The organism is Paenarthrobacter sp. UW852, from assembly GCF_024608385.1.
In the GTDB taxonomy this organism is placed as follows: domain Bacteria; phylum Actinomycetota; class Actinomycetes; order Actinomycetales; family Micrococcaceae; genus Arthrobacter.
Map to the genome: position 1 here is coordinate 1 of NZ_JAMSGY010000008.1, position 24,527 is coordinate 24,527.

Here is a 24,527-nt window from a genome sequence, read left to right on the forward strand (position 1 = left end):
GGCGCACTCTCGGGCGTCATGTTGGTTCTAGCCAGTGAGAACGGTGCAGCGTCGGTCTTCGGTATGTTCCTGGCTGTGCTCCTGTACTTCCTCCCGGATCTTCTGATCGTCAACATCGGGATCAAACGACAGGACGCCATCAAGCTGGAATTTCCCAACACCCTCGATCAAATGCTCATTTCAGTTGAGGCGGGGCTGGGTTTCGAGTCCGCCATGGAGAGGGCGTCGATTCACGGCGAAGGACCGCTCGCCGTGGAATTGGTCCGGACGCTCCAGGATATGCAGGTCGGACGACCACGGGGTGAGGCCTACGAGGCGTTGGCTGATCGCTGTGCTGTACCAGACGTTCGCAGCTTCGTCCTCGCCGTCATCCAAGCCGACAAGTACGGTATCGGCATCGCGAACGTCCTTCGTGCACAAGCCAAGCAAGCCCGCGTCAAGCGGCGGCAGAATGCGGAAGAGAAAGCCATGAAGCTTCCAGTGAAGGTGCTCTTCCCCCTGCTGTTCTGCATTTTTCCGGTGCTGTTCATAGTCCTTCTGGGCCCTGCCGTCATCAAAATCATGCAAACCTTCAGCTGATCTTTCCCGCAGGGATATAGACCGGCACTTCGCGGATCCCAGACCACGGAGTGCCACAGCGGCCCCCTTCCGGTACCCAGAGCCGGGAGGGGGTCCTCCAAAGTCCGGTCCGGAATCACCAAGGTTACTCGCGCCTGGCGCGGGTCAGCTCCGCCCGGGCCAACAACTCGCTGTCCATGGGGTATGCAACCTCTTCCAGCACCAAGGGGTGGGGGGCGGCAAGGACGGACTTGGCGTCGCGCTTTCGTTCCAGAAGCCTGGCATGCAGCCACTCGGGAGACTCCAGTCCCTCGCCCACCCTCAGGGCAGAACCAACCAGTGAGCGCACCATGTTGTGGCAGAAGGCATCCGCCTGGACTGTCGCGACAATGACGCCGTCGCTCCCCCGTTCAAAGGAGAACTTCTGCAGTTCACGGACTGTCGTGGCACCTTCGCGGGGTTTGCAGTAGGACCTGAAATCCTGGAGTCCCAGCAGTGCCTGCACGCCGTGGTTCATCACGGAGACATCCACCGCAGACTTATGCCACAGGGTAATGCTTCGAAGGACAGGGTCCCACCGCTCCGGACCGTCGGCGATCCGATAGCTGTACCTGCGCCACAACGCAGAAAAGCGGGCGTCGAAACCTTCAGGCGCCAGGCCGGCGTCGTGCACCTCCACAGCGCCGGTCAGGTCGCCAAGAATCCGGCTCAACGCACCACGGAGACGACGCAAAAGCGCGACGGCGGGATCGAGTTCGTGCCCTCGCGGCAGTGCCAGCCACTCGGCTTCGGTCAGGTCCAGGTGAACTACCTGCCCACGGGCATGGACCCCGGCGTCAGTCCTGCCGGCAACCGTCACGCGGACGGGCCGCTGCAGCAGGAGCGTCAGTGCTTCCTCAAGCGACCCCTGCACCGTGCGAAGACCAGGCTGCAGTGCCCACCCGCTGAAAGGGCCGCCGTCGTACGAGAGATCCAGCCGGACACGCAAAAACCCGCCGCCCCCCATAACGGGGGCAGCGGGTTTTCGTTCGTTCATAGACTTAAGTCTACTGTGAAGAATTCAGTGAATTACTTCTTGTCCTCAGCGGCCGGAGCCTCTTCGGTTTCAGCCTCTTCGGTTTCAGCAGCTTCAGCTTCAGCAGCCTCGGCCTCAGCAGCCGGAGCTTCTTCGGTTTCAGCAGCTTCGGTCTCTACGACCTCTTCCTCGGCAGCCGGAGCTTCAGCAGCCGGAGCAGCCTTGGCAGCAGCGTTGGTTGCTTCAGCAACAACGGCCTGCTTCGGGGAAACCGGCTCGAGAACGAGCTCGATGACAGCCATGGGAGCGTTGTCGCCCTTGCGGTTGCCGATCTTGGTGATGCGGGTGTAGCCACCATCGCGGTTGGCAACGGCGCCGGCGATGTCGGTGAACAGCTCGTGGACAACGCCCTTGTCGCTGATCAGGCCGAGAACGCGGCGGCGGGAAGCGAGGTCGCCACGCTTGGCGAAGGTGACCAGACGCTCTGCGTACGGCTTGAGGCGCTTGGCCTTGGTAACCGTGGTGGTGATGCGCTTGTGCTCAAACAGAGCAGCTGCCAGGTTCGCGAGCATCAGGCGCTCGTGAGCCGGGCCGCCTCCGAGGCGCGGACCCTTAGTGGGGGTAGGCATAGTTATTTCTCCTGTTGTGTAAGCCGGTCAGGTCCATTGCTGGACCCGGCGGCCAAGATCTGCTGTTTAGAGCTCGTCGTCGCTGAACGCGGCGTCGTCCTCTTCGATGGCTGCGGCGCGGGCTGCGAGATCGAAACCGGGAGGGGAGTCCTTGAGGGACAGACCCAGTTCGACGAGCTTTGCCTTGACCTCGTCAATGGACTTCGCACCGAAGTTACGGATGTCCATCAGGTCAGCCTCGGAGCGGGCAACGAGTTCACCCACGGTGTGGATGCCCTCACGCTTGAGGCAGTTGTAGGAACGGACCGTGAGGTCCAGATCCTCGATCGGCAGAGCCATGTCGGCTGCCAGGGCAGCGTCCGTCGGCGACGGGCCAATCTCGATACCTTCAGCTGCGGTGTTCAGCTCACGGGCCAGACCGAACAGTTCCACCAGGGTGGTACCTGCGGAAGCAACAGCATCGCGGGGAGCGATTGCCTGCTTGGTCTCGACGTCGACAATGAGCTTGTCGAAGTCGGTGCGCTGCTCAACACGGGTAGCTTCCACGCGGAAAGTTACCTTCATGACCGGCGAGTAGATCGAGTCGACCGGAATACGGCCGATCTCGGAGTCGCCGGACTTGTTCTGAGCTGCCGAAACGTAGCCACGGCCGCGCTCGATGGTCAGTTCGAGTTCGAACTTGCCCTTCGAGTTCAGAGTGGCAATGTGCAGATCCGGGTTGTGGAATTCGACGCCGGCCGGCGGAGCGATGTCCGCGGCGGTGACGACTCCGGGGCCCTGCTTGCGCAGGTAAGCAACAACCGGCTCATCGTGCTCGGAGGAAACCGAAAGGTTCTTGATGTTCAGGATGATCTCGGTGACATCTTCCTTGACACCCGGAACCGTGGTGAACTCGTGCAGCACGCCATCGATCCGGATGCTGGTTACAGCGGCACCGGGGATGGAGGAGAGCAGGGTACGGCGGAGGGAGTTTCCGAGGGTGTAGCCGAAGCCCGGCTCCAGCGGTTCAATGATGAAACGGGAGCGGTTCTCGGATACAACTTCTTCGGACAGGGTGGGGCGCTGTGCAATGAGCACTTAGGTTTCCTTTCGGCGAGCATCCGCTATATGACGCAACACAGGTGGTGGAAATCGGCTTCGGTTTCCAGCCTGACCAGCCGGGCCATGCTTATGGACGGAAAACCATCCACAGCAGGCCCGGCCGGTCAGGCAGGGAAGACCTAATTAGACGCGGCGACGCTTCGGGGGGCGGCAACCGTTGTGGGCGCTGGGGGTGACGTCCTGGATGGAGCCAACCTCGAGGCCAGCGGCCTGAAGCGAACGGATTGCGGTTTCGCGTCCGGATCCCGGGCCCTTGACGAATACGTCAACCTTGCGCAGACCGTGCTCCTGAGCGCGCTTTGCAGCAGCTTCGGCAGCCATCTGGGCAGCGAACGGGGTGGACTTACGGGAGCCCTTGAAGCCAACCTCACCGGCGGAAGCCCATGAGATGACAGCACCGTTCGGGTCCGTGATGGACACGATGGTGTTGTTAAAGGTGCTCTTGATGTGCGCCTGGCCAAGCGCAATATTCTTCTTATCCTTGCGACGCGGCTTACGAACCGCTCCACGAGTCTTCGGGGGCATTGTTTCTCCTACAGAAAGTTATCGGGGGAAAACCAGGTCAATCCCGAGGGATTAACGTCCGGCCTTCTTCTTGCCGGCGACGGTGCGCTTCGGACCCTTGCGGGTACGCGCGTTGGTCTTCGTACGCTGTCCGCGTACGGGCAGGCCCTTGCGGTGGCGCAGGCCTTCGTAGCTGCCGATCTCAACCTTGCGGCGGATGTCAGCGGCTACCTCGCGGCGAAGGTCACCCTCAACCTTGTAGTTGCCTTCAATGTAGTCACGCAGCTGGACCAGCTCGGCGTCAGTCAGGTCCTTGACGCGAACGTCAGCGCTGATGCCGGTGGCAGCCAGGGTTTCGTGTGCACGAGTCTTGCCCACGCCGTAGATGTAAGTAAGCGCAATTTCCAACCGCTTTTCGCGGGGAATGTCTACGCCAGCGAGACGAGCCATAGTGGCGGTACTCCTTGAATAAACCGGAGGTCGTAGGCAGTACACCCACACGTTCCGTGTGGCCCCAGCCTCCGACCGGGGGTTCGCTGACCAGGCTCTGTAATGCAGTCCTGGCACAGCTTGTGCTGCCTTTATTTACTTGCGTGGGCTAGCAACCCAGGTTTGCCCTTGCGGGCGCTGATTCCCGGAAGGGGAATTAGCCCTGGCGCTGCTTGTGGCGCGGGTTCTCGCAGATCACCATGACCCGGCCGTTACGGCGGATCACTTTGCACTTGTCGCAGATCTGCTTGACGCTCGGCTTGACCTTCATGGCGTTCCTTTGCGTGTTTTGCAGTTGATCTGCTGGAGCGGCTTGGCACTATTGCCTGCCGCCCAGCAATTTACTTGTAGCGGTAGACGATACGACCACGTGTGAGGTCGTATGGGCTCAGCTCAACCACTACCCGGTCCTCGGGGAGGATTCGAATGTAGTGCTGTCGCATCTTCCCAGAGATGTGTGCGAGAACGACGTGCTTGTTGGTGAGCTCAACGCGAAACATCGCATTGGGCAGCGCCTCAGTCACAACGCCCTCGATCTCAATGACCCCGTCCTTCTTGGCCATATCCTCCGCTAACTGTTGTTTGCCGCCGTCCTTCAGTTAGGCACCGAAGATCCAGCGGACGTTTTTTGTTTGCTTGGCCCCCTTGGAACCACGACACTAAAAAGGGCGTGGCTGCACAGACAACCAACAAATAACTCTACGCCAATCGGGCCGGAAAGTTAAATCCGTCCATGGTAGCGCAAGCATCCGCCGCCGTCACTCCCCCGCAGTCCCGAACGCCGGGAAATCACCTGCCGGCGTCGAGACGCTTTCGGCGGCCAGGACACCATCCAGGATAGCCAGCCGCACGGCTTCCGCCGCAGCACTCTGGAGCGTGATGAGCGAGACCTGCCGCGCTTGTTCAGTACTACGGTCAAGCCCGACGGCGCCAGTCGCCAAAGCGAACACGGTGTCACCGTCGGCAAGGGTGTGGGACGGATCCAGGGCCCGGGCCAGCCCGGCATGCCCGGCAGATGCCGTCCGCTTGCACTCGGCCACATCCAAAATTGCATTCGTAGCGATCACGACCAGGGTCGTATTGAGCCCCTGCGGCGGGGCCAACGGGTCTGCGACCCTCTGCGCGCTCGGTCGTTCCTCCCTTAGACGCGCGCTGCCGGGTCCCAGCCCCACCGGCGTCCCCAGCGCGTTCACCACAGCGATGGCCCCTACAATCACGCCGCCGTCGAGTTCGATCGAGGACGTACCGATCCCGCCCTTGTACTGGCCGCGGGCTATGACCGCACCGGTACCGGCACCAACGTTTCCACGCTCGAACGCGGCATGGTCGCCGGAGGCGAACGCCGCGGCAGCTGCCTGGTAGCCCATGTCGGCGTCGGGCCGTGCGCGCACGTCGCCGCCACGCCCGAGGTCGAAAATGGCCGCGGCCGGAACAATTGGCACCACGGTTCCCGGGACGACAAAGCCGCGCCCCTGTTCCTCACACCATGCCTGCGCCCCATGCGCGGAGGCCAGCCCGAAGGCGCTGCCACCTGTCAACACCACGGCATCAACGGTGGACACCAACGTGGTGGGATCCAAAGCGTCGGTCTCGTGCGTCCCGGGACCTCCGCCGCGAACATCCACCGACCCCACAGTTCCGGGCGGAGGCAGCACCACGGTCACCCCGGACAGCCACCCATCCCCCACCCTCTGCACATGACCAACCCGTACGCCCGCAACATCGGTGATCGCATTCATGGCTCCATTCTCCACCGTGCTGCAACACTCGCCCTGGACTGGAAGTGGGAGCCGAGCCTCAAATACGAACACGCGGGGAACACCGAGTAAACGCGTTGGGAAGTGTCAGACAACTATCACTCAGGGATGCCTTTTTGGTCCCGACAGGCCACTTCGGTGTGGTGAGCTAGGCCTGTCTTCGCCGCCCCGGTCCGGGCGCTGGCGAACCCCCTCATTCACCCGAGAACGTTAGTGACCCATGACTGCCCCTTTGATTCACAAGAGCAGCACCGCGCCCGCGGACGGCCCGGACACAGCGGCCCCCGCCCCGCCGGTTGCCACGCCCGGGAGAAACCGGGAGAGACGGCGCTGGTCCGGCCGCAGCCGCAAGGACTTTGTCGTCTTCCTGGCCATGGCCCTTCCCAACCTGGTGCTGATTGGCACCTTCACGTACTGGCCGCTGATTAACAACATCTACTACTCCACGTTGGATTGGACGCTGGGATCCGCTTCAGCCACGGTTGTTGGGCTGCAGAACTACGTCACGTTCTTCACCGGCGAGGACGCCTCGAAAGTCCTCGGCACCACGGCAGTCTTCACGCTTGTTACAGTGGGCGGCTCCATGGTCCTGGGCTTGCTTGTTGCCTTGGCGTTGAATGCGAAGGTTCGCGGCACCACGTTGGCCCGGTCCGCGGTGTTTGCGCCGTACGTGCTCTCCGGGGTGGGTGTCGGTTTGGTGTGGTTGTTCATCTTCGATCCCGGCTACGGTGTCCTGGCTTGGATCCTTCGTGGGCTCGGTCAGCAGAGCCCACAGTGGATCAACGAGCCCCAGCTTTCGTTGGTGATGGTCATCATTGTCTACGTCTGGAAGAACCTGGGCTATTGCGCCGTGGTCTATCTGGCCGGGCTGCAGTCACTTCCGCGGGACGTGATGGAAGCCGCGGCCCTCGACGGGGCGAACGGTGTACGACGGTTCCTCAGCATCTCGTTGCCGTTGCTCTCCCCCACCACGTTCTTCCTGCTGATCACCACCATGCTGAGTTCGTTGCAGGCATTCGACCTGATCCGCATCATGACACCGCTGGGCAATGGCACCAGCACGTTGATCTACGAGGCCTACCTCCAGGCTTTCGGCGCCTACAACAGGGCGGGCTACTCCGCGGCGATCTCAGTGATCCTCTTCGCCATCCTGCTGATCATCACGGTCCTCCAACTGCGGTTCGTTGAGCGAAAGGTCCACTACTCATGAGCGCACCGTCACCAGCCGCCGTCGTCGTTTCCCAGCAGGACGCTGAGCCGGACCGTCGGCACAGGCCCCTGTCACCTGCGAGCCTTCTCCAGACAGTCGCCGCGGGCTACGTTCCGCTGATCGTCGCCACGCTGGTGGTGGCCCTGCCATTGCTGTGGATGCTGCTCAGCTCGTTCAAGCAACCGGGCGAAATCGTCACCATGGACCTGAAAATCCTGCCGGAGTCCTTGAACCTGGAGAACTATGCCACAGCCATGACGACGGTTCCGTTCGCCCAATTTTTCGCGAACAGCCTGATAGTCACAGTGGTTGGTTCCACCGTCAAAGTCATCCTGGCGATCCTGACCGCCTACGCCCTGGTGTTCGTGCGCTTTCCGTTCAAGAACGTCATTTTCGTCCTGATCCTGGTCGCCCTGATGGTTCCGGCGCAGGTTTCCATCCTGCCCAACTACATCCTCATAGCGGGCATGGGAGGCAAGAACACCCTGTGGGGCATCATCCTTCCGGGACTCGGCACTGCCTTTGGCACCTTCCTCCTTCGGCAGCACTTCCTGACCCTTCCGCCGTCGATCCTTGAAGCGGCCGAGATCGATGGCGCCGGCCATTGGCGACGCTTGTGGCAAATCATCGTGCCCGTGTCGGTACCGTCCATCGCGACTGTGGCGTTGGTGACAGTGGTCAGCGAATGGAATGACTACATTTGGCCGCTCATCATCACCGATCGTCCGGAGACGATGACCCTGCCAGTGGGGCTCACCTTGTTGCAGAACTCCGAAAGCAACGGAGCAGGCTGGGGAATCCTCATGGCCGGGGCCGTCCTGGTGATCGTTCCGATCCTGCTGGTCTTCGCCGCACTCCAGCGCTACATCGTTGCCGGCCTGACGCAGGGAAGCGTCACCGGTTGATTCTCCCACCGCACCAATCGCATCGAAGTACGTTATTGAAAGGAAGCACCATGCGCACCAACCTTGACCGCCGACATTTCCTGGGACTTGCAGGCCTCGGAGCCGGAGCAGCGGCCCTCGCCGCATGTGGTGGACCCTCGACGGCGGGCACGGCAGACGCCGTCGACACCGCAACGATCGACTTCAGCGGCGTGAAGCCTGCCGCCTCCATCGATTTCTGGACCAACCACCCGGGCAAGTCGCAGGACGTGGAAAAGGCCATCATCGACAAGTTCCACGCCAAGTTCCCTGACATCAAGGTCAACCTGGTCACGGCTGGGGCGAACTACGAAGAGATTGCCCAGAAGTTCCAGACGTCGCAGGCGGCCAAAACCGGGCTCCCCGGATTGGTGGTCCTTTCCGACGTGTGGTGGTTCCGCTACTTCTCCAACGGCAGCATCATTCCCCTTGACGGACTGGTGAAGCAGCTCGACATCAAGATCGACGATTTCCAGAAGTCCCTCGTTGACGACTACAAGTACGACAACAAGCAATGGGCCCTGCCCTACGGCCGGTCCACCCCGCTGTTCTACTACAACAAGGACCACTTCAAAGCCGCAGGACTTCCGGACCGTGCTCCTGCAACCTGGCAGGAATTCGCTGAATGGGCACCCAAACTGAAGGCAAGCTCCGGCGCCCAGTACGCCTACATCTACCCGGCGTTGGCTGGCTACGCCGGCTGGACCCTGCAGAACAACCTGTGGGGCTGGGGCGGGAGCTGGTCCAAGGACTGGGACATCACCTGCGACTCCAAGGAATCCGTGGCTGCCCTGCAGTGGGCGCAAGACTCCATTTACAAAGACGGATGGGCTGGCGTCTCGTCCAAGGAAGCTGCTGACGACTTCGCCGCTGGCCTTACCTCGTCGACCATCTCCTCCACCGGCTCCCTGTTGGGTGTCCTGAAGGCTGCCAAGTTCAACGTCGGCGTCGGGTTCCTCCCCGGCGGTCCCCAGGTTACCAGTGGCGTTTGCCCGACAGGCGGCGCGGGGCTGGGCATTCCGAGCGGGATCAGCAAGGAAGAGCAGTTGGCTGCCGCAACCTTCCTCAAGTTCATGACCGAACCCGAGAACACGGCTGCGTTCTCTGCTGCCACCGGCTACATGCCTACGCGGCTCTCCGCGGACATGTCTACCGTCCTGGCCACCACGCCGCAGATCAAGATCGCCATGGACCAGCTCGCAGCCACCAAGGTCCAGGACAACGCGAGGGTCTTCCTTCCGGGTGCGGACCAGGAAATGGCCAAGTCTGCTGCGAAGATCCTCACGCAGCAGGGCGATGTGCAGGCCACCATGACGGAGCTGAAGAAGACGCTCGAGGGCATCTACACCAAGGACGTCAAGCCCAAACTGAAGGCATAAACTCCGCCGAGCATGAAGAGAGCCGGGCTGCTTCAGCAGCCCGGCTCTCTTCATATGTCAGCTACGGGATGGGGACTGGCACGACGCCGAGCGGCGCCAGCTGCGCTGCTCCGCCGTCCGGGGCAGACAGGACCCAAATGCCCTTTTCATGTACGGCTACCGAATGCTCCCATTGGCAGGAGCGCTTGCCGTCGGTGGTGACCACTGTCCAGTCGTCGTCGAGGGTTGCGGTTTCAATGTCCCCGCGAACCAGCATCGGCTCAATGGCAAGGCACAGGCCGGGACGGATCTTCGGGCCGCGGTGGTTGGTCCTGTAGTTCAGCACATCGGGCGCCATATGCATTTCAGACCCGATACCGTGGCCTACATAGTCTTCGAGGATGCCGAGGGGCTTGCCTTCGACGGACGATACGTAGTCGTCGATGGCGTTGCCGATGTCCCCCACGAACTTTCCGGTGGCCAAGGCAGCGATTCCACGCCACATGGCGGCCTCCGTGACATCGGAGAGGCGCTGGTCTTCGGGATCCGCGGTTCCAACAATCACTGTCCGTGCGGAATCAGAATGCCAGCCGTCCACAATGCAGCCGCCGTCGATGGAGATAATGTCGCCGTCCTGCAGGACACGGCCCCCCGGGATACCGTGAACAACCTCTTCGTTCACCGAGGTACAGATGGTGGCCGGAAAGCCGTGGTATCCGAGGAAATTCGACTTCGCGCCGGCCTCGTTGAGGACTGCGGCGAATACATCATCCAGGTCCTTGGTGGTGACTCCGGCCTTAGCCGCCGCAACGGCAGCGTCCAGGGCACGGCTCAGCACAAGGCCTGCCTGGTGCATGGTGCGCATTTGCTCGTTGGACTTGTATTCAATACGGGGCTGACCGAACGCCATGTTCTCCTTTGGAAGGTTGCTGGTGGGACCCGCCTGGCCCCGTGCTTCAATTATTTTCCCGTATCCGTGGGCAGGACCGAAATTGGCTGGCACCCACCCCATGACAGGGAACGAAAAAGGTGGGCCCCACACCAAACGGTACGGGACCCACCCATCACTCCCATGCCGGTAATCCGGCTATGTGGAGAACGTACTGCTAGACAGCCTTGGCCGACTCGATCGCCGTGAGCACACGGTCGGTAACTTCGTCGATACCGCCGATGCCATCAACCTGTGTCAGGATGCCACGCTCGGAGTACTTGGCTACGACGGCTTCGGTCTGCTCGTGGTACAGGTCAAGACGGTGTCGGATCACAGTCTCGTTGTCATCGGAGCGGCCGGTTTCCTTGGCACGGCCCAAAAGGCGGGCAACCAGTTCTTCGTCGTCGGCAGTCAGCTGGAGCACGACGTCGAGCTCCTGCTGGCCCTCGGCGAGGATCTGGTCCAAGTAGTCAACCTGCGCCGTTGTGCGCGGGTAGCCGTCCAACAGGAAGCCGTTCTCGACGTCGTCCTGGCCGAGGCGGTCGCGAACCATGTTGTTCGTGACGCTGTCCGGAACGAAATCGCCGGCGTCCATGTACTTCTTGGCCTCAATGCCCAAGGGGGTTTCGCCCTTGACGTTGGCACGGAAGATGTCGCCGGTGGAGATGGCGACTACGCCGAGGCGCTCGGAAATGCGCTCGGCCTGCGTACCCTTACCCGAACCGGGAGGTCCAATGATCAGCATTCTCGTCATCGCAAAAGCCCTTCGTAGTGACGTTGTTGTAGCTGCGCATCAATCTGCTTGACGGTCTCCAGGCCAACACCCACCATGATCAGGATTGATGTGCCACCGAACGGGAAGTTCTGGTTGGCATTGATCAGGACGAGTGCGACCAGCGGAATCAACGCCACGAAGCCAAGGTAGAAGGCTCCGGGAAGCGTGATCCTGGAAAGCACGTACTGCAGGTAGTCCGCGGTCGGTTTACCCGCCCGGATGCCCGGAATGAACCCGCCGTACTTCTTCATGTTGTCCGACACTTCTTCAGGGTTGAAGGTGATGGCTACATAGAAGTACGTGAAGAACACGATCATGGCGAAGTAGAGCGCCATGTAGATGGGGTGGTCGCCACGGGTGAGGTTGTTGTTGATCCACTCGACCCATGGAGCAATCTGCTCCCCCGGCTTGGGCTGGTTGAACTGCGAGATCAGGCCCGGCAGGTACAGCATGGAGGAAGCAAAGATGACAGGCACGACGCCGGCCATGTTCACCTTGATGGGGATATAGGTGCTGGTCCCACCCACGGTGCGTCGACCGATCATACGCTTGGCGTACTGGACCGGGACACGGCGCTGGGACTGCTCCACGAAGACCACCAGAGCCACAGTCAGCAGTCCAATGGCAAGAACGATGAAGAACGTTCCGGGGCCCTTGGTCTCCCAGATGGAACCCAGTGAACGGGGGAAGCCGGCAGCGATGGAGGTGAAGATCAGGAGGGACATGCCGTTGCCGACGCCGCGCTCGGTGACGAGCTCGCCCATCCACATGATGAGGCCGGTGCCTGCAGTCAGCGTGATGATCAGCAGGAGGGTGGTAATGATGCTCTCATCAGGAATGATGGGCAGGTTACAGCCCGGCAGCAACTGTCCGGATCGGGCCAGCGACACCAAAGTGGTGGCGTTCAACAGGCCGAGAGCGATGGTGAGGTACCGGGTGTATTGCGTCAGTTTTGACTGCCCGGAGGAACCTTCCTCGTAGAGCTGCTGGAACCGGGGAATAACCACCCGAAGCAACTGCACGATGATGCTCGCCGTGATGTAGGGCATGATGCCCAGGGCAAAGATCGATACCTGCAGCAACGCGCCGCCGCTGAACAAGTTCACCAGCTGGTAGATGCCCTGCGAGGTGTCACCGTTGTTCAAGCATTGCTGGACATTCTGGTAGTTCACACCAGGCGAGGGGATGAAAGCTCCCAAGCGGAAGATTGTGATGATTCCCAGCGTGAACAACAACTTGCGTCGCAAATCAGGCGTCCGAAACGCCCGGCCGAATGCGCTTAGCAAGCGTCCTCCTGAGTAGAAAGTACAAGGATGTGATGGGGCTCAATGAAACCCAACAACCGAGTCTAACCGCTGGTGACGCCGTCTTAATAATCGAGAGTCCACAATCACGCAAAAAAATCCCGGTATACGGGGCCGAAGCCCCGCACACCGGGATTTTTTACAACGGGCTTTCGCCCCACTGGCTCTTAGAGAGCAGTGGTGCTTCCGCCTGCTGCAGCAATCTTTTCCGTCGCGCTGGCGGAGAATGCGTGGGCGGTGACGTCAACCTTGACGGTGATGTCGCCGGTGCCCAGCACCTTTACGGGCTGGTTCTTGCGAACGGCACCCTTCTCAACCAGGGACTCAACGGTGACAGCGCCACCTTCCGGGAACAGCTCGTTGAGCTTCTCCAGGTTTACAACCTGGAACTCAACCCGGAACGGGTTCTTGAAGCCGCGCAGCTTCGGCAGGCGCATGTGCAGCGGCAGCTGGCCGCCGGCAAAGCCAGCCTTTACCTGGTAGCGGGCCTTCGTACCCTTGGTACCGCGACCAGCGGTCTTACCCTTGGAGCCTTCACCACGACCAACACGGGTCTTGGCGGTCTTGGCACCCGGAGCGGGACGCAGGTGGTGGACCTTCAGAGCGTTCTGCTTCTCAGCAGCCTCTGCGGCGGTCTTGTTCTCTGCCATTACTTCGCCTCCTCTACATTCACGAGGTGCGGAACCGTGTTGAGCATGCCAACGGTCACGGCGTCAGCGGTACGGACAACGGTGTGTCCGATGCGCTTGAGACCGAGGGACCGGAGGGTCGCAATCTGGTTCTGCTTGGCGCCGATGACGCCCTTGATCTGGGTGATCTCCAACTTGGCGTCGGAGGGAGTCACGTTCTTAGCCATGACTAAACACCTGCCTTCTGGTTCTGGAGCGCGCGCACCAGAGCAGCAGGAGCAACCTCGTCCAGCGGCAAGCCACGGCGGGCAGCCACGGAAGCGGGCTCTTCGAGCTGCTTCAGAGCGGCAACGGTCGCGTGAACGATGTTGATCGCGTTGGAAGAACCGAGCGACTTGGAGAGGATGTCGTGGATACCCACGCACTCCAATACCGCGCGGACCGGACCACCGGCGATAACACCGGTACCGGCGGAAGCCGGACGCAGCAGGACGACGCCTGCAGCAGCTTCACCCTGCACGCGGTGCGGGATGGTGCTGCCAACGCGGGGAACGCGGAAGAAGGACTTCTTGGCCTCTTCAACGCCCTTCGCGATTGCTGCGGGAACTTCCTTGGCCTTGCCGTAGCCGACGCCGACCATACCGTTGCCGTCACCGACGACGACGAGTGCGGTGAAGCTGAAGCGACGACCACCCTTGACGACCTTGGCAACGCGGTTGATGGTGACAACGCGCTCTACGAACTGGCTCTTCTCGGCTTCACGACCGCCGTCGCGGCCACCACGGCCACCACGGTCGCCGCGGCCCTGGCCACGGTCGCCACGCTCGCCGCGACGAGCGCCACGGCGGTCATCGGCAGCGGGTGCGGTCTCAGTTGCTTCAGCAGCTACAGCTTCAGTCACCTGAATGTCCTTTTCGTTGTTTTCAGCGGTCACAGTGCCAGCCCACCTTCGCGAGCACCGTCAGCGACGGCGGCGATGCGGCCGTGGTACTTGTTACCGCCACGGTCGAAGACAACAGCCTCGACGCCTGCAGCCTTGGCACGCTCGGCAACGAGCTCGCCGACGCGCTTGGCCTTTGCAGTCTTGTCTCCGTCGAATGCGCGAAGGTCAGCTTCCAGGGTGGAAGCGTAAGCCACGGTTACACCCTTGCTGTCATCGACAACCTGGACGAATACGTGACGTGCGGAGCGGTTGACGACCAGACGAGGACGTACAGCCGTGCCGCTGATGCGCTTGCGGATACGAAGCTGGCGACGGCTGCGTGCAGCAGACTTGCTCTTGTTCGAACGCTTCTTGTTAATTGCGATGGCCATGGTTTACTTACCAGCCTTTCCGACCTTGCGGCGGATGACTTCGCCGGCGTAACGGACACCCTTGCCCTTGTAGGGGTCGGGCTTGCGCAGCTTGCGAATGTTGGCAGCAACCTCGCCGACCTGCTGCTTGTTGATACCCGCAACAGAGAGCTTGGTCGGACCCTCCACTACGAAGGTGATGCCTTCGGGTGCAGAGACGTTAACCGGGTGGCTGTAGCCCAGAGCGAACTCCAGGTCAGAACCCTTGGCCTGAACGCGGTAACCGGTACCAACGATTTCAAGCTTCTTCTCATAGCCCTCGGTAACGCCCTGGATCATGTTGGCGATCAGGGTGCGGGTCAGGCCGTGCAGCGAACGCGAGTTGCGCTCGTCGTTCGGGCGGGTGACCGTGAGAGTGTTCTCTTCGAGGGAGACCTCGATCGGGCTGGCCACAGTGTGGCTCAGCTCGCCTTTGGATCCCTTGACGCTGATGACGGAGCCATCGAGCTTGACCTCAACTCCGGCAGGAACGGTGATGGGGAGACGTCCAATACGTGACATTATTCTCTTCCTTTCCCGTTACCAGACGTACGCGAGGACTTCGCCGCCCACGCCCTTCTTACCGGCCTGCTTGTCAGTCAGGAGGCCGGAAGAGGTGGACAGGATTGCGATACCCAGGCCACCCAGCACGTGCGGCAGGTTGGTGGACTTCGCGTAAACGCGGAGACCCGGCTTGGAGATGCGGCGGACACCAGCGATCGAACGCTCGCGGTTGGGACCGAACTTGAGGTCGATGGTCAGCTTCTTGCCAACCTCAGCTTCCTCTTCCTTCCAGCCGGCGATGTAGCCCTCGGCCTTCAGGATGTCGGCAACGCGTGCCTTCAGTTTGCTGTACGGCATGGACACGGTGTCGTGGTATGCCGAGTTTGCATTGCGCAGACGCGTAAGCATGTCTGCGACAGGATCTGTCATAGTCATTTGGGCTATAGCCCTTCCTCGTACCGGTTTCCGCTGCGCTTGGTCTCAAGAACAAACGCGGACGGACCTGTCACGTAGTTAGTTTTCGGTTTTGAACGGGAACCCAAGCGCCTTGAGCAGCGCGCGGCCTTCGTCGTCGGTCTTGGCGGTGGTGACGACCGTGATGTCCATACCGCGAACGCGGTCGATGGAATCCTGGTCGATTTCGTGGAACATAACCTGCTCGGTCAGACCGAAGGTGTAGTTGCCGTTGCCATCGAACTGCTTGCCGTTGAGGCCGCGGAAGTCACGGATACGCGGCAGTGCCAGCGAAACCAGACGGTCCACGAATTCCCACATACGGTCGCCACGCAGGGTAGCGTGTGCACCGATGGGCATGCCTTCGCGCAGCTTGAACTGTGCGATCGACTTACGGGCCTTGGTTACCTGCGGCTTCTGGCCGGTGATCAGGGTGAGGTCGCGGACAGCGCCGTCGATCAGCTTGGAGTCCTTGGCGGCATCTCCAACACCCATGTTCACAACAACCTTCACCAGGCGGGGAACCTGGTTCACGTTCGCGTAGTTGAACTCGTCCTGCAGGGACTTCTTGATGGTCTCTGCATACTTGGTCTTCAGACGCGGAACGATCTTGTTTGCAGCGGAGGTCTCAGACAGTGTCTCGCTCATTAGATGTCCTTCCCGGTGGCCTTGGACACGCGGATACGGACAGTCTTGGAACGACCATCCTTCTCAACGGTGTCGAGACGGAAACCAACACGGGTCGGCTTCTTGGTCGACGGGTCAACCAAAGCAACGTTGGAGACGTGGATCGGGGCCTCAACGACCTCGATGCCACCGGTCTTGGTGCCGCGCTGCGACTGACCGACCTTGGTGTGCTTGGTGACGCGGTTGATGCCCTCTACCAACACGCGGTTGGTGTCCGGGAATACGCGCAGGACTTTGCCCTGCTTGCCGCGGTCTCCGCCACGTTCCTGCTTGGCGCCGGTGATGACCTGAACGAGGTCACCCTTCTTGATCTTAGCCATGGACTAAAGCACCTCCGGGGCCAGCGAAACGATCTTCATGAACTTCTTGTCGCGAAGTTCACGACCAACCGGGCCGAAGATACGGGTACCGCGGGGGTCACCGTCGTTCTTCAGGATCACAGCTGCGTTTTCGTCAAACTTGATGTAGGAACCATCCGCACGGCGGCGTTCCTTCTTGGTACGAACGATGACAGCCTTGACGACGTCACCCTTCTTTACGTTGCCGCCAGGGATAGCGTCCTTGACGGTTGCGACGATAACGTCGCCAATGCCTGCGTAGCGACGGCCAGATCCACCGAGAACGCGAATGGTAAGGATTTCCTTAGCACCCGTGTTGTCGGCGACCTTCAGTCGCGACTCCTGCTGAATCAATTTCTACTCCTTGCGTCGCGCCGGTTCTCAGACCGAAATCATGCATACGGAATGAGCCTTGCGGAACGGTTGATCGGGGTGTCTCTTGACCTGCCTGGATTTTGCCAGAACAGGCCTAAACGCCCGTGCCACAAGCATCAGCTTCCCTTGCAGAAAACTCTGCGCGGGGCAGTATGCAGCGGCACGATTGTTTACGAGGTAGTGGACGACGCACAAGTGGCGCCATACAAACTCAATATCCTAGCACGTTTAGAGATCGAATCCGAACCGAGGGCAAACGCGGGAAGGCCCGCATTCCCAAGGGAATACGGGCCTTCCGTTGAATCCTGCCAGGCGATGCCCGGCGTCGGATTTACTTTGCCTTTTCGAGGATCTCCACCAGGCGCCACCGCTTGGTAGCGGAGAGCGGGCGGGTCTCAGAGATGAGAACGAGGTCGCCGATGCCGGCGGTGTTCTCTTCGTCGTGAGCCTTGACCTTCGAGGTGCGGCGAATAACCTTGCCGTACAGAGCGTGCTTCACGCGGTCTTCAACCTGAACAACGATGGTCTTTTCCATCTTGTCAGAGACAACGTAGCCGCGACGCGTCTTACGGTAACCGCGCTGTTCAGCGCTGGCTGCTGCTTCCGTCACAGTTTCCTTCTCGCTCACTTGGCGTCCTCTCCAGCTTCAACCTCGGCCTTTTCAGCCTTGGCAGCCTTCTTGGACTTCTTTTCTTCCTTGGCTTCCACAACCGGTGCGGCAACCTCGGCACGAATGCCCAGCTCGCGCTCACGGAGAACGGTGTAGATGCGTGCGATGTCCTTCTTTACCGCGCGCAGGCGACCGTGGTTCTCCAGCTGTCCGGTGGCGGACTGGAAACGCAGGTTGAACAGCTCTTCCTTGGACTTGCGGAGTTCTTCAACGAGACGCTCGTTGTCGAAACCGTCCAGCTGTGCGGGTGCGAGATCCTTCGACCCTACTGCCATTTCTATTCACCACCTTCGCGACGCACAATGCGTGCCTTCAACGGCAGCTTGTGGATTGCCAGGCGCAGGGCCTCGCGAGCTACCTCTTCATTGACACCGGAGAGTTCGAACAGAACCCGGCCCGGCTTGACGTTTGCGACCCACCATTCCGGAGAACCCTTACCGGAACCCATGCGGGTTTCAGCAGGCTTCTTCGTCAGCGGACGGTCCGGGTAGATGTTGATCCAGACCTTACCGCCACGCTTGATGTGGCGGGTCATCGCGATACGGGCGGACTCGATCTGACGGTTGGTTACGTATGCCGGGCTGAGAGCCTGGATACCGTACTCACCGAAGCTGACCTTGGTGCCACCCGTAGCAGCGCCGGAACGACCCGGGTGGTGCTGCTTACGGTGCTTGACTCGACGTGGGATAAGCATTTAAGCCTGTCCTCCTTCTGCTGCGGGTGCAGCAGCTTCAGCGGCCGGTGCTTCAACGGCAGCAGGTGCTGCCTCAGCTGCCGGACGGTCGTTACGACGACGGCGGTCGCCACCCGGGCGGCCCGGACGGTCTCCTGCACGGCCACGGGACGGAGCAGCAGCTGCCTGCTGAGCCAGTTCCTTGGCAGTGACGTCACCCTTGTAGATCCAAACCTTTACGCCGATACGGCCGAAGGTGGTCTTGGCTTCGTAGAAGCCGTAGTCGATGTTCGCGCGGAGGGTGTGCAGGGGCACACGGCCTTCGCGGTAGAACTCCGAGCGGGACATTTCTGCGCCACCCAGACGGCCCGAGCAAGCAACACGGATGCCCTTGGCACCTGCGCGCTGCGCGGACTGCATTGCCTTCTTCATCGCACGGCGGAAAGCCACGCGGGAAGTCAGCTGCTCAGCGATGCCCTGGGCAACAAGCTGCGCTTCCATCTCGGGGTTCTTGACCTCGAGGATGTTCAGCTGAACCTGCTTGCCTGTGAGCTTTTCGAGCTCGCCGCGGATGCGGTCTGCTTCTGCGCCGCGGCGACCGATGACGATGCCCGGGCGTGCCGTGTGGATATCCACGCGGACACGGTCACGGGTGCGCTCGATCTCGACCTTGGCGATGCCAGCGCGCTCCATGCCGGTGGACATGAGCTGACGGATCTTGATGTCCTCGCGGACGAAGTCCTTGTAGCGCTGTCCGGGCTTGGTGCTGTCAGCGAACCAGTGCGAAACGTGGTCGGTGGTGATGCCGAGTCGGAACCCGTGCGGGTTTACTTTCTGTCCCACTTAGCGAGCCTCCTCTTTCTCGGGGGTTGCCACGACCAACGTGATGTGGCTGGTCCGCTTCCTGATGCGGTAGGCGCGGCCTTGGGCACGCGGCTGGAACCGCTTCATGGTCGGGCCTTCATCAACGAATGCTTCGCTGATGAACAGGTCGCTGTCGTCGAATGCAACGCCGTCACGGTCCGCGAGGACGCGTGCGTTGGCCATTGCCGACTGAAGTACCTTGAATACCGGCTCCGAAGCTGCCTGGGGGGCAAACTTCAGAATTGCCAGAGCCTCATTCGCTTGCTTACCACGAACAAGGTTGACGACGCGCCGGGCCTTCATAGGCGTTACGCGGATGTGACGCGCAATAGCCTTGGCTTCCATTGCTTTCCTTCTCTCGTCTAAGACGTAAAGTCAGGCGCCTTAGCGGCGCTTGCCCTTACGGTCGTCCTTAACATGGCCGCGGAATGTCCGCGTGGGAGCGAATTCGCCGAGCTTGTGCCCGACCATCGACTCAGTGACAAACACCGGGATGTGCTTGCGTCCGTCGTGTACGGCGATCGTGTGCCCGAGCATGTCGGGGATGATCATCGAACGGCGGGACCAGGTCTTGATGACGTTCTTGGTGCCCTTATCGTTTTCCCGTGCGACCTTCACAAAGAGGTGCTGGTCAACGAAAGGACCTTTTTTCAGGCTGCGTGGCATGTGTCCAGGCTCCTATCGCTTGTTCTTGCCAGTACGGCGGCGACGAACAATAAGCTTGTCGCTCTCTTTGTTCGGACGGCGGGTACGGCCCTCGGGCTTGCCGTTCGGGTTGACCGGGTGACGTCCACCGGAAGTCTTACCTTCACCACCACCGTGCGGGTGGTCAACCGGGTTCATGGCTACACCACGGACGGTCGGGCGAACGCCCTTCCAGCGCATACGGCCGGCCTTACCCCAGTTGATGTTCGACTGCTCGGCGTTGCCGACCTCGCCGACGGTTGCGCGGCAGCGCACGTCAACGTTGCGGATTTCGCCGGAGGGCAGACGCAGCTGGGCGAAACGGCCTTCCTTTGCAACGAGCTGTACCGAAGCACCTGCGGAACGTGCCATCTTGGCGCCGCCACCCGGACGCAGTTCAACTGCGTGGATTACGGTACCAACCGGGATGTTGCGCAGCGGCAGGTTGTTGCCCGGCTTGATGTCAGCGTCGGGACCAGCCTCGACGAAGTCACCCTGGGACAGCTTGTTCGGAGCGATGATGTAACGCTTGGTGCCATCAACGTAGTGCAGGAGTGCGATGCGAGCCGTACGGTTCGGGTCGTACTCGATTTCGGCAACGCGGGCGTTGATGCCGTCCTTGTCGTGACGACGGAAGTCGATCAGACGGTACTGGCGCTTGTGCCCACCACCCTTGTGGCGGGTGGTGATCTTACCGGAGTTGTTACGGCCGCCAGTCTTGTGCAGCGGACGCAGCAACGACTTTTCCGGAGTCGATCGCGTGATTTCAGCGAAGTCGGCTACGCTCGAGCCACGACGGCCCGGGGTAGTCGGCTTGTATTTACGGATTCCCATAATTTATTTCCTCGTTAAAGTGGTCTCCGCTACGCGAGCGGACCGCCGAAGATGTCGATTGTGCCTTCTTTGAGGGTGACAATTGCACGCTTGGTGCTCTTGCGCTGTCCCCAGCCGAATTTGGTGCGCTTGCGCTTACCGGCACGGTTGATGGTGTTGATCGAGTCAACCTTGACCGAGAAGATCTTCTCGACGGCCAGCTTGATCTCGGTCTTGTTCGAGCGAGGGTCCACCAGGAAGGTGTACTTGCCTTCGTCGATCAGACCGTAGCTCTTTTCCGATACGACGGGTGCAAGCACGACGTCGCGCGGGTCCTTGATGGTGGTTACGCTCACTTGGAGGCCTCCTCGTTCTTTGCCTTGTCAGCGACGAACGCCTCGAAAGCAGCCTTGGTGAAGACCACGTCGTCGGAGATGAGCACGTCGTAGGTGTTCAGCTGGTCTGCGTACAGAACGTGAACATCCTGGAGGTTGCGCACGGACAGTGCAGCAACATCGTTGGCGCGCTCGATTACGACGAGCAGGTTCTTGCGCTCGGTGACGGAGCGCAGCGAAGCCAGTGCTTCCTTGGCGGACGGCTTGGTGCCGGCTACCAGTTCAGCGATGACGTGGATGCGGCCGTTGCGGGCGCGGTCAGACAGGGCGCCGCGGAGTGCAGCAGCCTTCATCTTCTTGGGGGTGCGCTGGCTGTAGTCACGAGGGGTCGGACCGTGGACAACGCCACCGCCGGTCATGTGAGGAGCACGGATGGAACCCTGACGGGCGCGGCCGGTACCCTTCTGCTTGAACGGCTTGCGACCTGCACCGGAAACCTCGGCGCGGGTCTTCGTCTTGTGGGTACCCTGGCGTGCGGCAGCGAGCTGTGCGACGACGACCTGGTGCAGCAGCGGCACGTTGGTCTGAACGTCGAAGATCTCTGCAGGCAGGTCTACCTTGACAGTGCTAGTCATTTAACTAGGCTCCCTTCACGGCGGTGCGTACGAGTACGACCTGGCCGCGGGCACCGGGGACGGCACCCTTGATAAGGAGCAGCGACTTCTCAGCGTCAACAGCGTGAACCGTGAGGTTCAGCGTGGTGTGACGCTCGGCGCCCATGCGGCCGGCCATTTTCAGGCCCTTGAAGACGCGGCTCGGGGTGGATGCGCCACCGATGGAGCCAGGCTTACGGTGGTTCTTGTGGGCACCGTGGGAAGCGCCAACGCCGTGGAAGCCGTGACGCTTCATAACACCGGCGAAGCCCTTACCCTTTGAGGTGCCGACGACGTCGATCTTCTGGCCGGCTTCGAAGATCTCAACAGAGAGCTCCTGGCCCAGCTCGTAGGATGCAGCGTCTGCGGTACGCAGTTCGACGACGTGGCGACGAGGGGTGACGCCAGCCTTTTCGAAGTGGCCAGCCAGCGGCTTGGTGACCTTGCGGGGATCGATCTGGCCGTAGCCGATCTGGACGGCGACGTAGCCATCTACCTCTGCGTTGCGCAGCTGGGTGATGACGTTGGAGTCAGCCTGGACGACAGTTACCGGGATGAGCTTGTTGTTCTCGTCCCAGACCTGGGTCATGCCGAGCTTCGTGCCCAACAGGCCCTTTACGTTACGGGTTGCGGTCATAGTCTCTCAGCACCTCCCTAGAGCTTGATTTCGATGTTCACGTCGGCAGGCAGGTCGAGACGCATAAGCGAGTCAACGGCCTTCGGCGTGGGGTCGATGATGTCGATCAGACGCTTGTGAGTACGCATTTCGAAGTGCTCACGGCTGTCCTTGTACTTGTGAGGAGAGCGAATAACGCAGTAAACGTTCTTCTCCGTGGGCAGCGGCACCGGGCCGACTACCGTTGCGCCTGCGCGCGTGACCGTCTCAACGATCTTCCGCGCTGAAACATCAATGACCTCGTGGTCATATGACTTCAGCCGGATGCGGATTTTTTGTCCCGCCATGTCGCCTGACTCTCTTTCAGCTAGTGCTGCTCTAGTTAGGGCTGCTCTGTTTACTTACCTGTTGATGTGGCCGCCGAGGCGTTTGAGGATCTACCACCACACGCCGCACAAGCTGAATCCGGATATTCCGGGTTCCTCAACCTGCCGGCGCACCGACCCCCGCGGTCGGGCGTGTCGCGATTTCCACGCAGACTCGACCGCATTCCATGGGGTTCAGGGTTATGTTTGGGCTTCGACCTGGACCCTGACACCCGGCATTATCCGGATCGGGACACGAAGAAGCGCTTGAACAACTCATCCAGTATGGCGGAAAGTTGGGGCAAAGGCCAATCGGCCCTGCAAAGGCCATTGCCCCGCCACCCACGTCTGAGGAAGATTGGGACATGACGGTCCAGGATCAAGGTTCGGTGGAGGATCTCGCAGCCCGCCTCCGTCCGGGTTTCGTGCTCGGCGTCGCGGCAGCCGCATTCCAGATCGAGGGGTCGCTGACCGCGGACGGTCGAGGACCGTCAGGATGGGATGCCTTCGCGGAGAAGCCAGGAGCAATCGTCGACGGCGGCTCCCCCACCATAGCCTGCGACCACTACAACCGCGCGGATGAGGATATCAGCCTGATGCAGGAGCTCGGGGTGGATTCCTATCGGTTCTCGCTGTCATGGCCACGCATCCAGCCCGGTGGTAAAGGCGCCGTCAACCCGAGGGGCCTGGACTTTTACGACCGCCTGATCGATAAGCTGCTGGCCGCCGGGGTCTCCCCCATGGCCACGCTGTACCACTGGGATACCCCGCTTGAACTTGAGCACGCCGGTGGCTGGATGAATCGGGAAACGGCCGAACGCTTCGCCGTCTACTGCGCGGCCGTGGCAGAACGCTTTGGCGACCGGGTTGATCGTTGGGTAACGATCAACGAACCCGTGTCTGTGACAGTGCAGGGGTATGCGTTGGGCGTCCACTCCCCGGGCATGCAGCTTTTGTTCGATTCCCTGCCTGCGGCCCACCATCAGCTCTTGGGTCATGGCCTTGCGGTACAAGCACTCCGAAGCGCAGGGGTCAAAGGACAGATCGGGGTGTCGAATATGCACTCCCCTGTGCAGCCGGCTTCGAACAGCCTTCCCGACCGTTTGATGAGCGAAGCCTTGGACCACATCCTCAACCGCATTTATGCTGACGCCCTCCTGCTGGGCAGCTACCCGAAACCGCCGTGGCCCATGAGGCCGTGGTTCCGTTCGCTGGGCACCGTGGAGGACGGAGACATGGAGATCATCAGCCAACCCTTGGATTTCTATGGGCTCAACTACTACTACCCCGTCAAGGTTGCCGCTGGCCCGGGTCCAGCTGAAATCCCCACGGGAACGTCTCCCGAGATGGCCAAGGTGCCCTTCCATTTGGCCGCATACCAGGAGTATGAGACCACTGGTTTCGGATGGCCGGTGGCCCCGGAATACCTTGCCTTGCTTCTGCGTGAAATGAAGGACCGCTACGGCGACGCGCTGCCTCCCCTGTTCATCACTGAAGGCGGAGCAAGCTTCCCCGAACCTGCCCATGTGGACGGCCCCCTCGAGGACACCAACCGCATCGCCTACCTCGCCGAGCACCTGGGTCATGCCTTGACTGCAACAGGCCCAGGCGGCATTGCGGAGGGCGTAGACCTTCGCGGCTACTACGTGTGGACGTTGCTGGACAACTTTGAATGGGCGGCCGGCTACTCCCAGCGCTTCGGACTGGTGCACGTGGATTTTGACACTTTGGAGCGGACTCCCAAGAGCTCGTTCTATTGGTACCGCGCCCTGGGTCGTGCCCGAGCCCACGGGATATAGCCCGCGGCGGTTAAATAGCAGTAGTAGGGCGTTACCGGTTGTTCTTGTTGGCGCGCCGGATGCGCTTGGCCCGGTCGATTTCGTTGCGGAAGTTCTTGCGTCCCCAGACCACACCGCCACCAATTGCTGCAACGACTGCGAGGAATATCAGGAATTCCATGCGTGGCTCCTCTCCGTAGACTG

The 24,527-nt window shown here is 61.0% G+C and carries 37 protein-coding genes; 5 read left to right on the forward strand and 32 right to left on the reverse strand.

The window, feature by feature from the left end; translation table 11 throughout:
* Positions 1-579 (forward strand): type II secretion system F family protein (locus NEK97_RS14410; protein ID WP_257370545.1); only part of this gene is annotated, 579 nt, incomplete at its 5' end.
* A gap of 124 nt (positions 580-703) precedes the next feature.
* Here the strand turns inward: NEK97_RS14410 and truA are convergent.
* The 8 genes from truA to NEK97_RS14450 all read right to left on the reverse strand — a co-directional run bounded on the left by truA (position 704) and on the right by NEK97_RS14450 (position 6,035).
* Positions 704-1,594: a tRNA pseudouridine(38-40) synthase TruA gene (truA, locus tag NEK97_RS14415; protein ID WP_257370546.1), complete on the reverse strand. Its 891-nt coding sequence runs from the start codon at positions 1,592-1,594 to the stop codon at positions 704-706.
* 32 nt (positions 1,595-1,626) lie between these two features.
* Entirely contained in the window at positions 1,627-2,202 is a 576-nt protein-coding gene (gene rplQ, locus NEK97_RS14420) for a 50S ribosomal protein L17 (protein ID WP_257370547.1), read from the reverse strand.
* Positions 2,203-2,268: 66 nt separating this feature from the next.
* Positions 2,269-3,279 carry a DNA-directed RNA polymerase subunit alpha gene (locus NEK97_RS14425; protein WP_011775567.1) on the reverse strand — a complete coding sequence of 337 codons (1,011 nt, stop codon included), beginning with the start codon at positions 3,277-3,279 and terminating at the stop codon, positions 2,269-2,271.
* A gap of 147 nt (positions 3,280-3,426) precedes the next feature.
* Complete coding sequence (gene rpsK, locus NEK97_RS14430; protein WP_014922380.1) at positions 3,427-3,828, reverse strand: 30S ribosomal protein S11; 402 nt, start codon at positions 3,826-3,828, stop codon at positions 3,427-3,429.
* Between the two features lie 51 nt (positions 3,829-3,879).
* Entirely contained in the window at positions 3,880-4,257 is a 378-nt protein-coding gene (rpsM, locus tag NEK97_RS14435) for a 30S ribosomal protein S13 (RefSeq protein WP_011775569.1), read from the reverse strand.
* A 196-nt stretch (positions 4,258-4,453) separates the two neighbouring features.
* Complete coding sequence (gene rpmJ / locus NEK97_RS14440; RefSeq protein ID WP_011775570.1) at positions 4,454-4,567, reverse strand: 50S ribosomal protein L36; 114 nt, start codon at positions 4,565-4,567, stop codon at positions 4,454-4,456.
* Between the two features lie 70 nt (positions 4,568-4,637).
* Entirely contained in the window at positions 4,638-4,859 is a 222-nt protein-coding gene (infA, locus tag NEK97_RS14445; RefSeq protein WP_011775571.1) for a translation initiation factor IF-1, read from the reverse strand.
* A gap of 195 nt (positions 4,860-5,054) precedes the next feature.
* Positions 5,055-6,035, reverse strand: coding sequence for a P1 family peptidase (locus NEK97_RS14450; protein ID WP_257370549.1), 981 nt, complete (start codon positions 6,033-6,035; stop codon positions 5,055-5,057).
* 238 nt (positions 6,036-6,273) lie between these two features.
* On the opposite strand from NEK97_RS14450, the gene NEK97_RS14455 reads away from it, so the two are divergent.
* From NEK97_RS14455 to NEK97_RS14465, 3 genes are read left to right on the forward strand one after another with little or no spacing between them, the layout of a single operon-like run.
* The gene (locus NEK97_RS14455; protein WP_257370550.1) at positions 6,274-7,263 is read left to right on the forward strand and encodes a carbohydrate ABC transporter permease; all 990 of its coding nucleotides are present in this window, start codon (positions 6,274-6,276) and stop codon (positions 7,261-7,263) included.
* Positions 7,260-8,168, forward strand: a complete 909-nt coding sequence (locus tag NEK97_RS14460) for a carbohydrate ABC transporter permease (protein ID WP_257370551.1) — start codon at positions 7,260-7,262, stop codon at positions 8,166-8,168. Before NEK97_RS14455 ends, NEK97_RS14460 begins: the two co-directional genes overlap by 4 nt.
* Before the next feature lie 50 nt (positions 8,169-8,218).
* Positions 8,219-9,565: an ABC transporter substrate-binding protein gene (locus tag NEK97_RS14465; protein WP_257370552.1), complete on the forward strand. Its 1,347-nt coding sequence runs from the start codon at positions 8,219-8,221 to the stop codon at positions 9,563-9,565.
* A 61-nt stretch (positions 9,566-9,626) separates the two neighbouring features.
* On the opposite strand, the gene map is transcribed toward NEK97_RS14465, so the two are convergent.
* The 23 genes from map to rpsJ form a co-directional block, all read right to left on the reverse strand.
* Positions 9,627-10,454, reverse strand: coding sequence for a type I methionyl aminopeptidase (map, locus tag NEK97_RS14470; protein ID WP_235517121.1), 828 nt, complete (start codon positions 10,452-10,454; stop codon positions 9,627-9,629).
* A gap of 196 nt (positions 10,455-10,650) precedes the next feature.
* Positions 10,651-11,220, reverse strand: a complete 570-nt coding sequence (locus NEK97_RS14475) for an adenylate kinase (RefSeq protein WP_235518597.1) — start codon at positions 11,218-11,220, stop codon at positions 10,651-10,653.
* Between the two features lie 5 nt (positions 11,221-11,225).
* Positions 11,226-12,536, reverse strand: a complete 1,311-nt coding sequence (gene secY, locus NEK97_RS14480) for a preprotein translocase subunit SecY (protein WP_257370553.1) — start codon at positions 12,534-12,536, stop codon at positions 11,226-11,228.
* 185 nt (positions 12,537-12,721) lie between these two features.
* Complete coding sequence (gene rplO / locus NEK97_RS14485; RefSeq protein WP_211712130.1) at positions 12,722-13,204, reverse strand: 50S ribosomal protein L15; 483 nt, start codon at positions 13,202-13,204, stop codon at positions 12,722-12,724.
* Positions 13,204-13,410, reverse strand: a complete 207-nt coding sequence (gene rpmD, locus NEK97_RS14490; protein ID WP_257370554.1) for a 50S ribosomal protein L30 — start codon at positions 13,408-13,410, stop codon at positions 13,204-13,206. The genes rplO and rpmD overlap by 1 nt, the downstream gene beginning before the upstream one ends.
* Positions 13,411-13,412: 2 nt before the next feature.
* Positions 13,413-14,084 carry a 30S ribosomal protein S5 gene (rpsE, locus tag NEK97_RS14495; protein WP_204814929.1) on the reverse strand — a complete coding sequence of 224 codons (672 nt, stop codon included), beginning with the start codon at positions 14,082-14,084 and terminating at the stop codon, positions 13,413-13,415.
* A gap of 29 nt (positions 14,085-14,113) precedes the next feature.
* Positions 14,114-14,497 carry a 50S ribosomal protein L18 gene (gene rplR / locus NEK97_RS14500; RefSeq protein ID WP_167263521.1) on the reverse strand — a complete coding sequence of 128 codons (384 nt, stop codon included), beginning with the start codon at positions 14,495-14,497 and terminating at the stop codon, positions 14,114-14,116.
* 3 nt (positions 14,498-14,500) lie between these two features.
* Entirely contained in the window at positions 14,501-15,037 is a 537-nt protein-coding gene (gene rplF / locus NEK97_RS14505) for a 50S ribosomal protein L6 (RefSeq protein ID WP_018776680.1), read from the reverse strand.
* Between the two features lie 18 nt (positions 15,038-15,055).
* Complete coding sequence (rpsH, locus tag NEK97_RS14510) at positions 15,056-15,454, reverse strand: 30S ribosomal protein S8 (protein WP_142938374.1); 399 nt, start codon at positions 15,452-15,454, stop codon at positions 15,056-15,058.
* Positions 15,455-15,532: 78 nt separating this feature from the next.
* Complete coding sequence (gene rplE, locus NEK97_RS14515) at positions 15,533-16,120, reverse strand: 50S ribosomal protein L5 (RefSeq protein WP_257370555.1); 588 nt, start codon at positions 16,118-16,120, stop codon at positions 15,533-15,535.
* On the reverse strand, positions 16,120-16,479 hold the full coding sequence (gene rplX, locus NEK97_RS14520) for a 50S ribosomal protein L24 (protein ID WP_141281625.1): 360 nt from the start codon (positions 16,477-16,479) through the stop codon (positions 16,120-16,122). The genes rplE and rplX overlap by 1 nt, the downstream gene beginning before the upstream one ends.
* 3 nt (positions 16,480-16,482) lie before the next feature.
* Complete coding sequence (gene rplN, locus NEK97_RS14525) at positions 16,483-16,851, reverse strand: 50S ribosomal protein L14 (RefSeq protein ID WP_003803789.1); 369 nt, start codon at positions 16,849-16,851, stop codon at positions 16,483-16,485.
* Positions 16,852-17,203: 352 nt separating this feature from the next.
* The gene (rpsQ, locus tag NEK97_RS14530; protein ID WP_142938371.1) at positions 17,204-17,500 is read right to left on the reverse strand and encodes a 30S ribosomal protein S17; all 297 of its coding nucleotides are present in this window, start codon (positions 17,498-17,500) and stop codon (positions 17,204-17,206) included.
* Positions 17,497-17,817, reverse strand: coding sequence for a 50S ribosomal protein L29 (rpmC, locus tag NEK97_RS14535; RefSeq protein WP_014922387.1), 321 nt, complete (start codon positions 17,815-17,817; stop codon positions 17,497-17,499). The genes rpsQ and rpmC overlap by 4 nt, the downstream gene beginning before the upstream one ends.
* A 2-nt stretch (positions 17,818-17,819) precedes the next feature.
* Positions 17,820-18,236: a 50S ribosomal protein L16 gene (rplP, locus tag NEK97_RS14540; RefSeq protein ID WP_003803795.1), complete on the reverse strand. Its 417-nt coding sequence runs from the start codon at positions 18,234-18,236 to the stop codon at positions 17,820-17,822.
* The gene (gene rpsC, locus NEK97_RS14545) at positions 18,237-19,058 is read right to left on the reverse strand and encodes a 30S ribosomal protein S3 (RefSeq protein WP_011775589.1); all 822 of its coding nucleotides are present in this window, start codon (positions 19,056-19,058) and stop codon (positions 18,237-18,239) included.
* Complete coding sequence (rplV, locus tag NEK97_RS14550) at positions 19,059-19,424, reverse strand: 50S ribosomal protein L22 (protein WP_018776683.1); 366 nt, start codon at positions 19,422-19,424, stop codon at positions 19,059-19,061.
* 39 nt (positions 19,425-19,463) lie between these two features.
* The gene (gene rpsS / locus NEK97_RS14555; RefSeq protein ID WP_011775591.1) at positions 19,464-19,745 is read right to left on the reverse strand and encodes a 30S ribosomal protein S19; all 282 of its coding nucleotides are present in this window, start codon (positions 19,743-19,745) and stop codon (positions 19,464-19,466) included.
* 12 nt (positions 19,746-19,757) lie between these two features.
* Positions 19,758-20,597 carry a 50S ribosomal protein L2 gene (gene rplB / locus NEK97_RS14560; protein WP_011775592.1) on the reverse strand — a complete coding sequence of 280 codons (840 nt, stop codon included), beginning with the start codon at positions 20,595-20,597 and terminating at the stop codon, positions 19,758-19,760.
* 29 nt (positions 20,598-20,626) lie between these two features.
* Positions 20,627-20,932: a 50S ribosomal protein L23 gene (rplW, locus tag NEK97_RS14565; protein WP_011775593.1), complete on the reverse strand. Its 306-nt coding sequence runs from the start codon at positions 20,930-20,932 to the stop codon at positions 20,627-20,629.
* Positions 20,929-21,546, reverse strand: a complete 618-nt coding sequence (gene rplD / locus NEK97_RS14570; RefSeq protein ID WP_235517124.1) for a 50S ribosomal protein L4 — start codon at positions 21,544-21,546, stop codon at positions 20,929-20,931. Before rplD ends, rplW begins: the two co-directional genes overlap by 4 nt.
* A 4-nt stretch (positions 21,547-21,550) precedes the next feature.
* Positions 21,551-22,201: a 50S ribosomal protein L3 gene (rplC, locus tag NEK97_RS14575; RefSeq protein WP_211712127.1), complete on the reverse strand. Its 651-nt coding sequence runs from the start codon at positions 22,199-22,201 to the stop codon at positions 21,551-21,553.
* A gap of 17 nt (positions 22,202-22,218) precedes the next feature.
* Positions 22,219-22,527, reverse strand: coding sequence for a 30S ribosomal protein S10 (gene rpsJ / locus NEK97_RS14580; protein ID WP_003803825.1), 309 nt, complete (start codon positions 22,525-22,527; stop codon positions 22,219-22,221).
* A gap of 383 nt (positions 22,528-22,910) precedes the next feature.
* On the opposite strand from rpsJ, the gene NEK97_RS14585 reads away from it, so the two are divergent.
* Complete coding sequence (locus tag NEK97_RS14585) at positions 22,911-24,344, forward strand: GH1 family beta-glucosidase (protein WP_257370557.1); 1,434 nt, start codon at positions 22,911-22,913, stop codon at positions 24,342-24,344.
* Between the two features lie 31 nt (positions 24,345-24,375).
* Here NEK97_RS14585 and NEK97_RS14590 read toward each other — a convergent pair whose 3' ends face one another.
* Positions 24,376-24,504, reverse strand: a complete 129-nt coding sequence (locus NEK97_RS14590) for a hypothetical protein (protein ID WP_255773628.1) — start codon at positions 24,502-24,504, stop codon at positions 24,376-24,378.
* Positions 24,505-24,527: the final 23 nt, after the last annotated feature.

Excerpts from the sequence above, each read along its gene's own strand:
- truA (WP_257370546.1), bottom strand. The coding sequence starts at position 1,594 with ATGAACGAACGAAAACCCGCTGCCCCCGTTATGGGGGGCGGCGGGTTT.
- rplQ (WP_257370547.1), bottom strand. The coding sequence starts at position 2,202 with ATGCCTACCCCCACTAAGGGTCCGCGCCTCGGAGGCGGCCCGGCTCAC.
- rpsK (WP_014922380.1), bottom strand. The coding sequence starts at position 3,828 with ATGCCCCCGAAGACTCGTGGAGCGGTTCGTAAGCCGCGTCGCAAGGAT.
- rpsM (WP_011775569.1), bottom strand. The coding sequence starts at position 4,257 with ATGGCTCGTCTCGCTGGCGTAGACATTCCCCGCGAAAAGCGGTTGGAA.
- rpmJ (WP_011775570.1), bottom strand. The coding sequence starts at position 4,567 with ATGAAGGTCAAGCCGAGCGTCAAGCAGATCTGCGACAAGTGCAAAGTG.
- infA (WP_011775571.1), bottom strand. The coding sequence starts at position 4,859 with ATGGCCAAGAAGGACGGGGTCATTGAGATCGAGGGCGTTGTGACTGAG.
- NEK97_RS14450 (WP_257370549.1), bottom strand. The coding sequence starts at position 6,035 with ATGAATGCGATCACCGATGTTGCGGGCGTACGGGTTGGTCATGTGCAG.
- NEK97_RS14455 (WP_257370550.1), top strand. The coding sequence starts at position 6,274 with ATGACTGCCCCTTTGATTCACAAGAGCAGCACCGCGCCCGCGGACGGC.
- NEK97_RS14460 (WP_257370551.1), top strand. The coding sequence starts at position 7,260 with ATGAGCGCACCGTCACCAGCCGCCGTCGTCGTTTCCCAGCAGGACGCT.
- NEK97_RS14465 (WP_257370552.1), top strand. The coding sequence starts at position 8,219 with ATGCGCACCAACCTTGACCGCCGACATTTCCTGGGACTTGCAGGCCTC.
- map (WP_235517121.1), bottom strand. The coding sequence starts at position 10,454 with ATGGCGTTCGGTCAGCCCCGTATTGAATACAAGTCCAACGAGCAAATG.
- NEK97_RS14475 (WP_235518597.1), bottom strand. The coding sequence starts at position 11,220 with ATGCTGATCATTGGACCTCCCGGTTCGGGTAAGGGTACGCAGGCCGAG.
- rplO (WP_211712130.1), bottom strand. The coding sequence starts at position 13,204 with ATGGCAGAGAACAAGACCGCCGCAGAGGCTGCTGAGAAGCAGAACGCT.
- rpmD (WP_257370554.1), bottom strand. The coding sequence starts at position 13,410 with ATGGCTAAGAACGTGACTCCCTCCGACGCCAAGTTGGAGATCACCCAG.
- rplR (WP_167263521.1), bottom strand. The coding sequence starts at position 14,497 with ATGGCCATCGCAATTAACAAGAAGCGTTCGAACAAGAGCAAGTCTGCT.
- rplF (WP_018776680.1), bottom strand. The coding sequence starts at position 15,037 with ATGTCACGTATTGGACGTCTCCCCATCACCGTTCCTGCCGGAGTTGAG.
- rpsH (WP_142938374.1), bottom strand. The coding sequence starts at position 15,454 with ATGACTATGACAGATCCTGTCGCAGACATGCTTACGCGTCTGCGCAAT.
- rplE (WP_257370555.1), bottom strand. The coding sequence starts at position 16,120 with ATGAGCGAGACACTGTCTGAGACCTCCGCTGCAAACAAGATCGTTCCG.
- rplX (WP_141281625.1), bottom strand. The coding sequence starts at position 16,479 with ATGGCTAAGATCAAGAAGGGTGACCTCGTTCAGGTCATCACCGGCGCC.
- rpmC (WP_014922387.1), bottom strand. The coding sequence starts at position 17,817 with ATGGCAGTAGGGTCGAAGGATCTCGCACCCGCACAGCTGGACGGTTTC.
- rplP (WP_003803795.1), bottom strand. The coding sequence starts at position 18,236 with ATGCTTATCCCACGTCGAGTCAAGCACCGTAAGCAGCACCACCCGGGT.
- rplV (WP_018776683.1), bottom strand. The coding sequence starts at position 19,424 with ATGGAAGCCAAGGCTATTGCGCGTCACATCCGCGTAACGCCTATGAAG.
- rpsS (WP_011775591.1), bottom strand. The coding sequence starts at position 19,745 with ATGCCACGCAGCCTGAAAAAAGGTCCTTTCGTTGACCAGCACCTCTTT.
- rplB (WP_011775592.1), bottom strand. The coding sequence starts at position 20,597 with ATGGGAATCCGTAAATACAAGCCGACTACCCCGGGCCGTCGTGGCTCG.
- rplD (WP_235517124.1), bottom strand. The coding sequence starts at position 21,546 with ATGACTAGCACTGTCAAGGTAGACCTGCCTGCAGAGATCTTCGACGTT.
- rplC (WP_211712127.1), bottom strand. The coding sequence starts at position 22,201 with ATGACCGCAACCCGTAACGTAAAGGGCCTGTTGGGCACGAAGCTCGGC.
- rpsJ (WP_003803825.1), bottom strand. The coding sequence starts at position 22,527 with ATGGCGGGACAAAAAATCCGCATCCGGCTGAAGTCATATGACCACGAG.
- NEK97_RS14585 (WP_257370557.1), top strand. The coding sequence starts at position 22,911 with ATGACGGTCCAGGATCAAGGTTCGGTGGAGGATCTCGCAGCCCGCCTC.
- NEK97_RS14590 (WP_255773628.1), bottom strand. The coding sequence starts at position 24,504 with ATGGAATTCCTGATATTCCTCGCAGTCGTTGCAGCAATTGGTGGCGGT.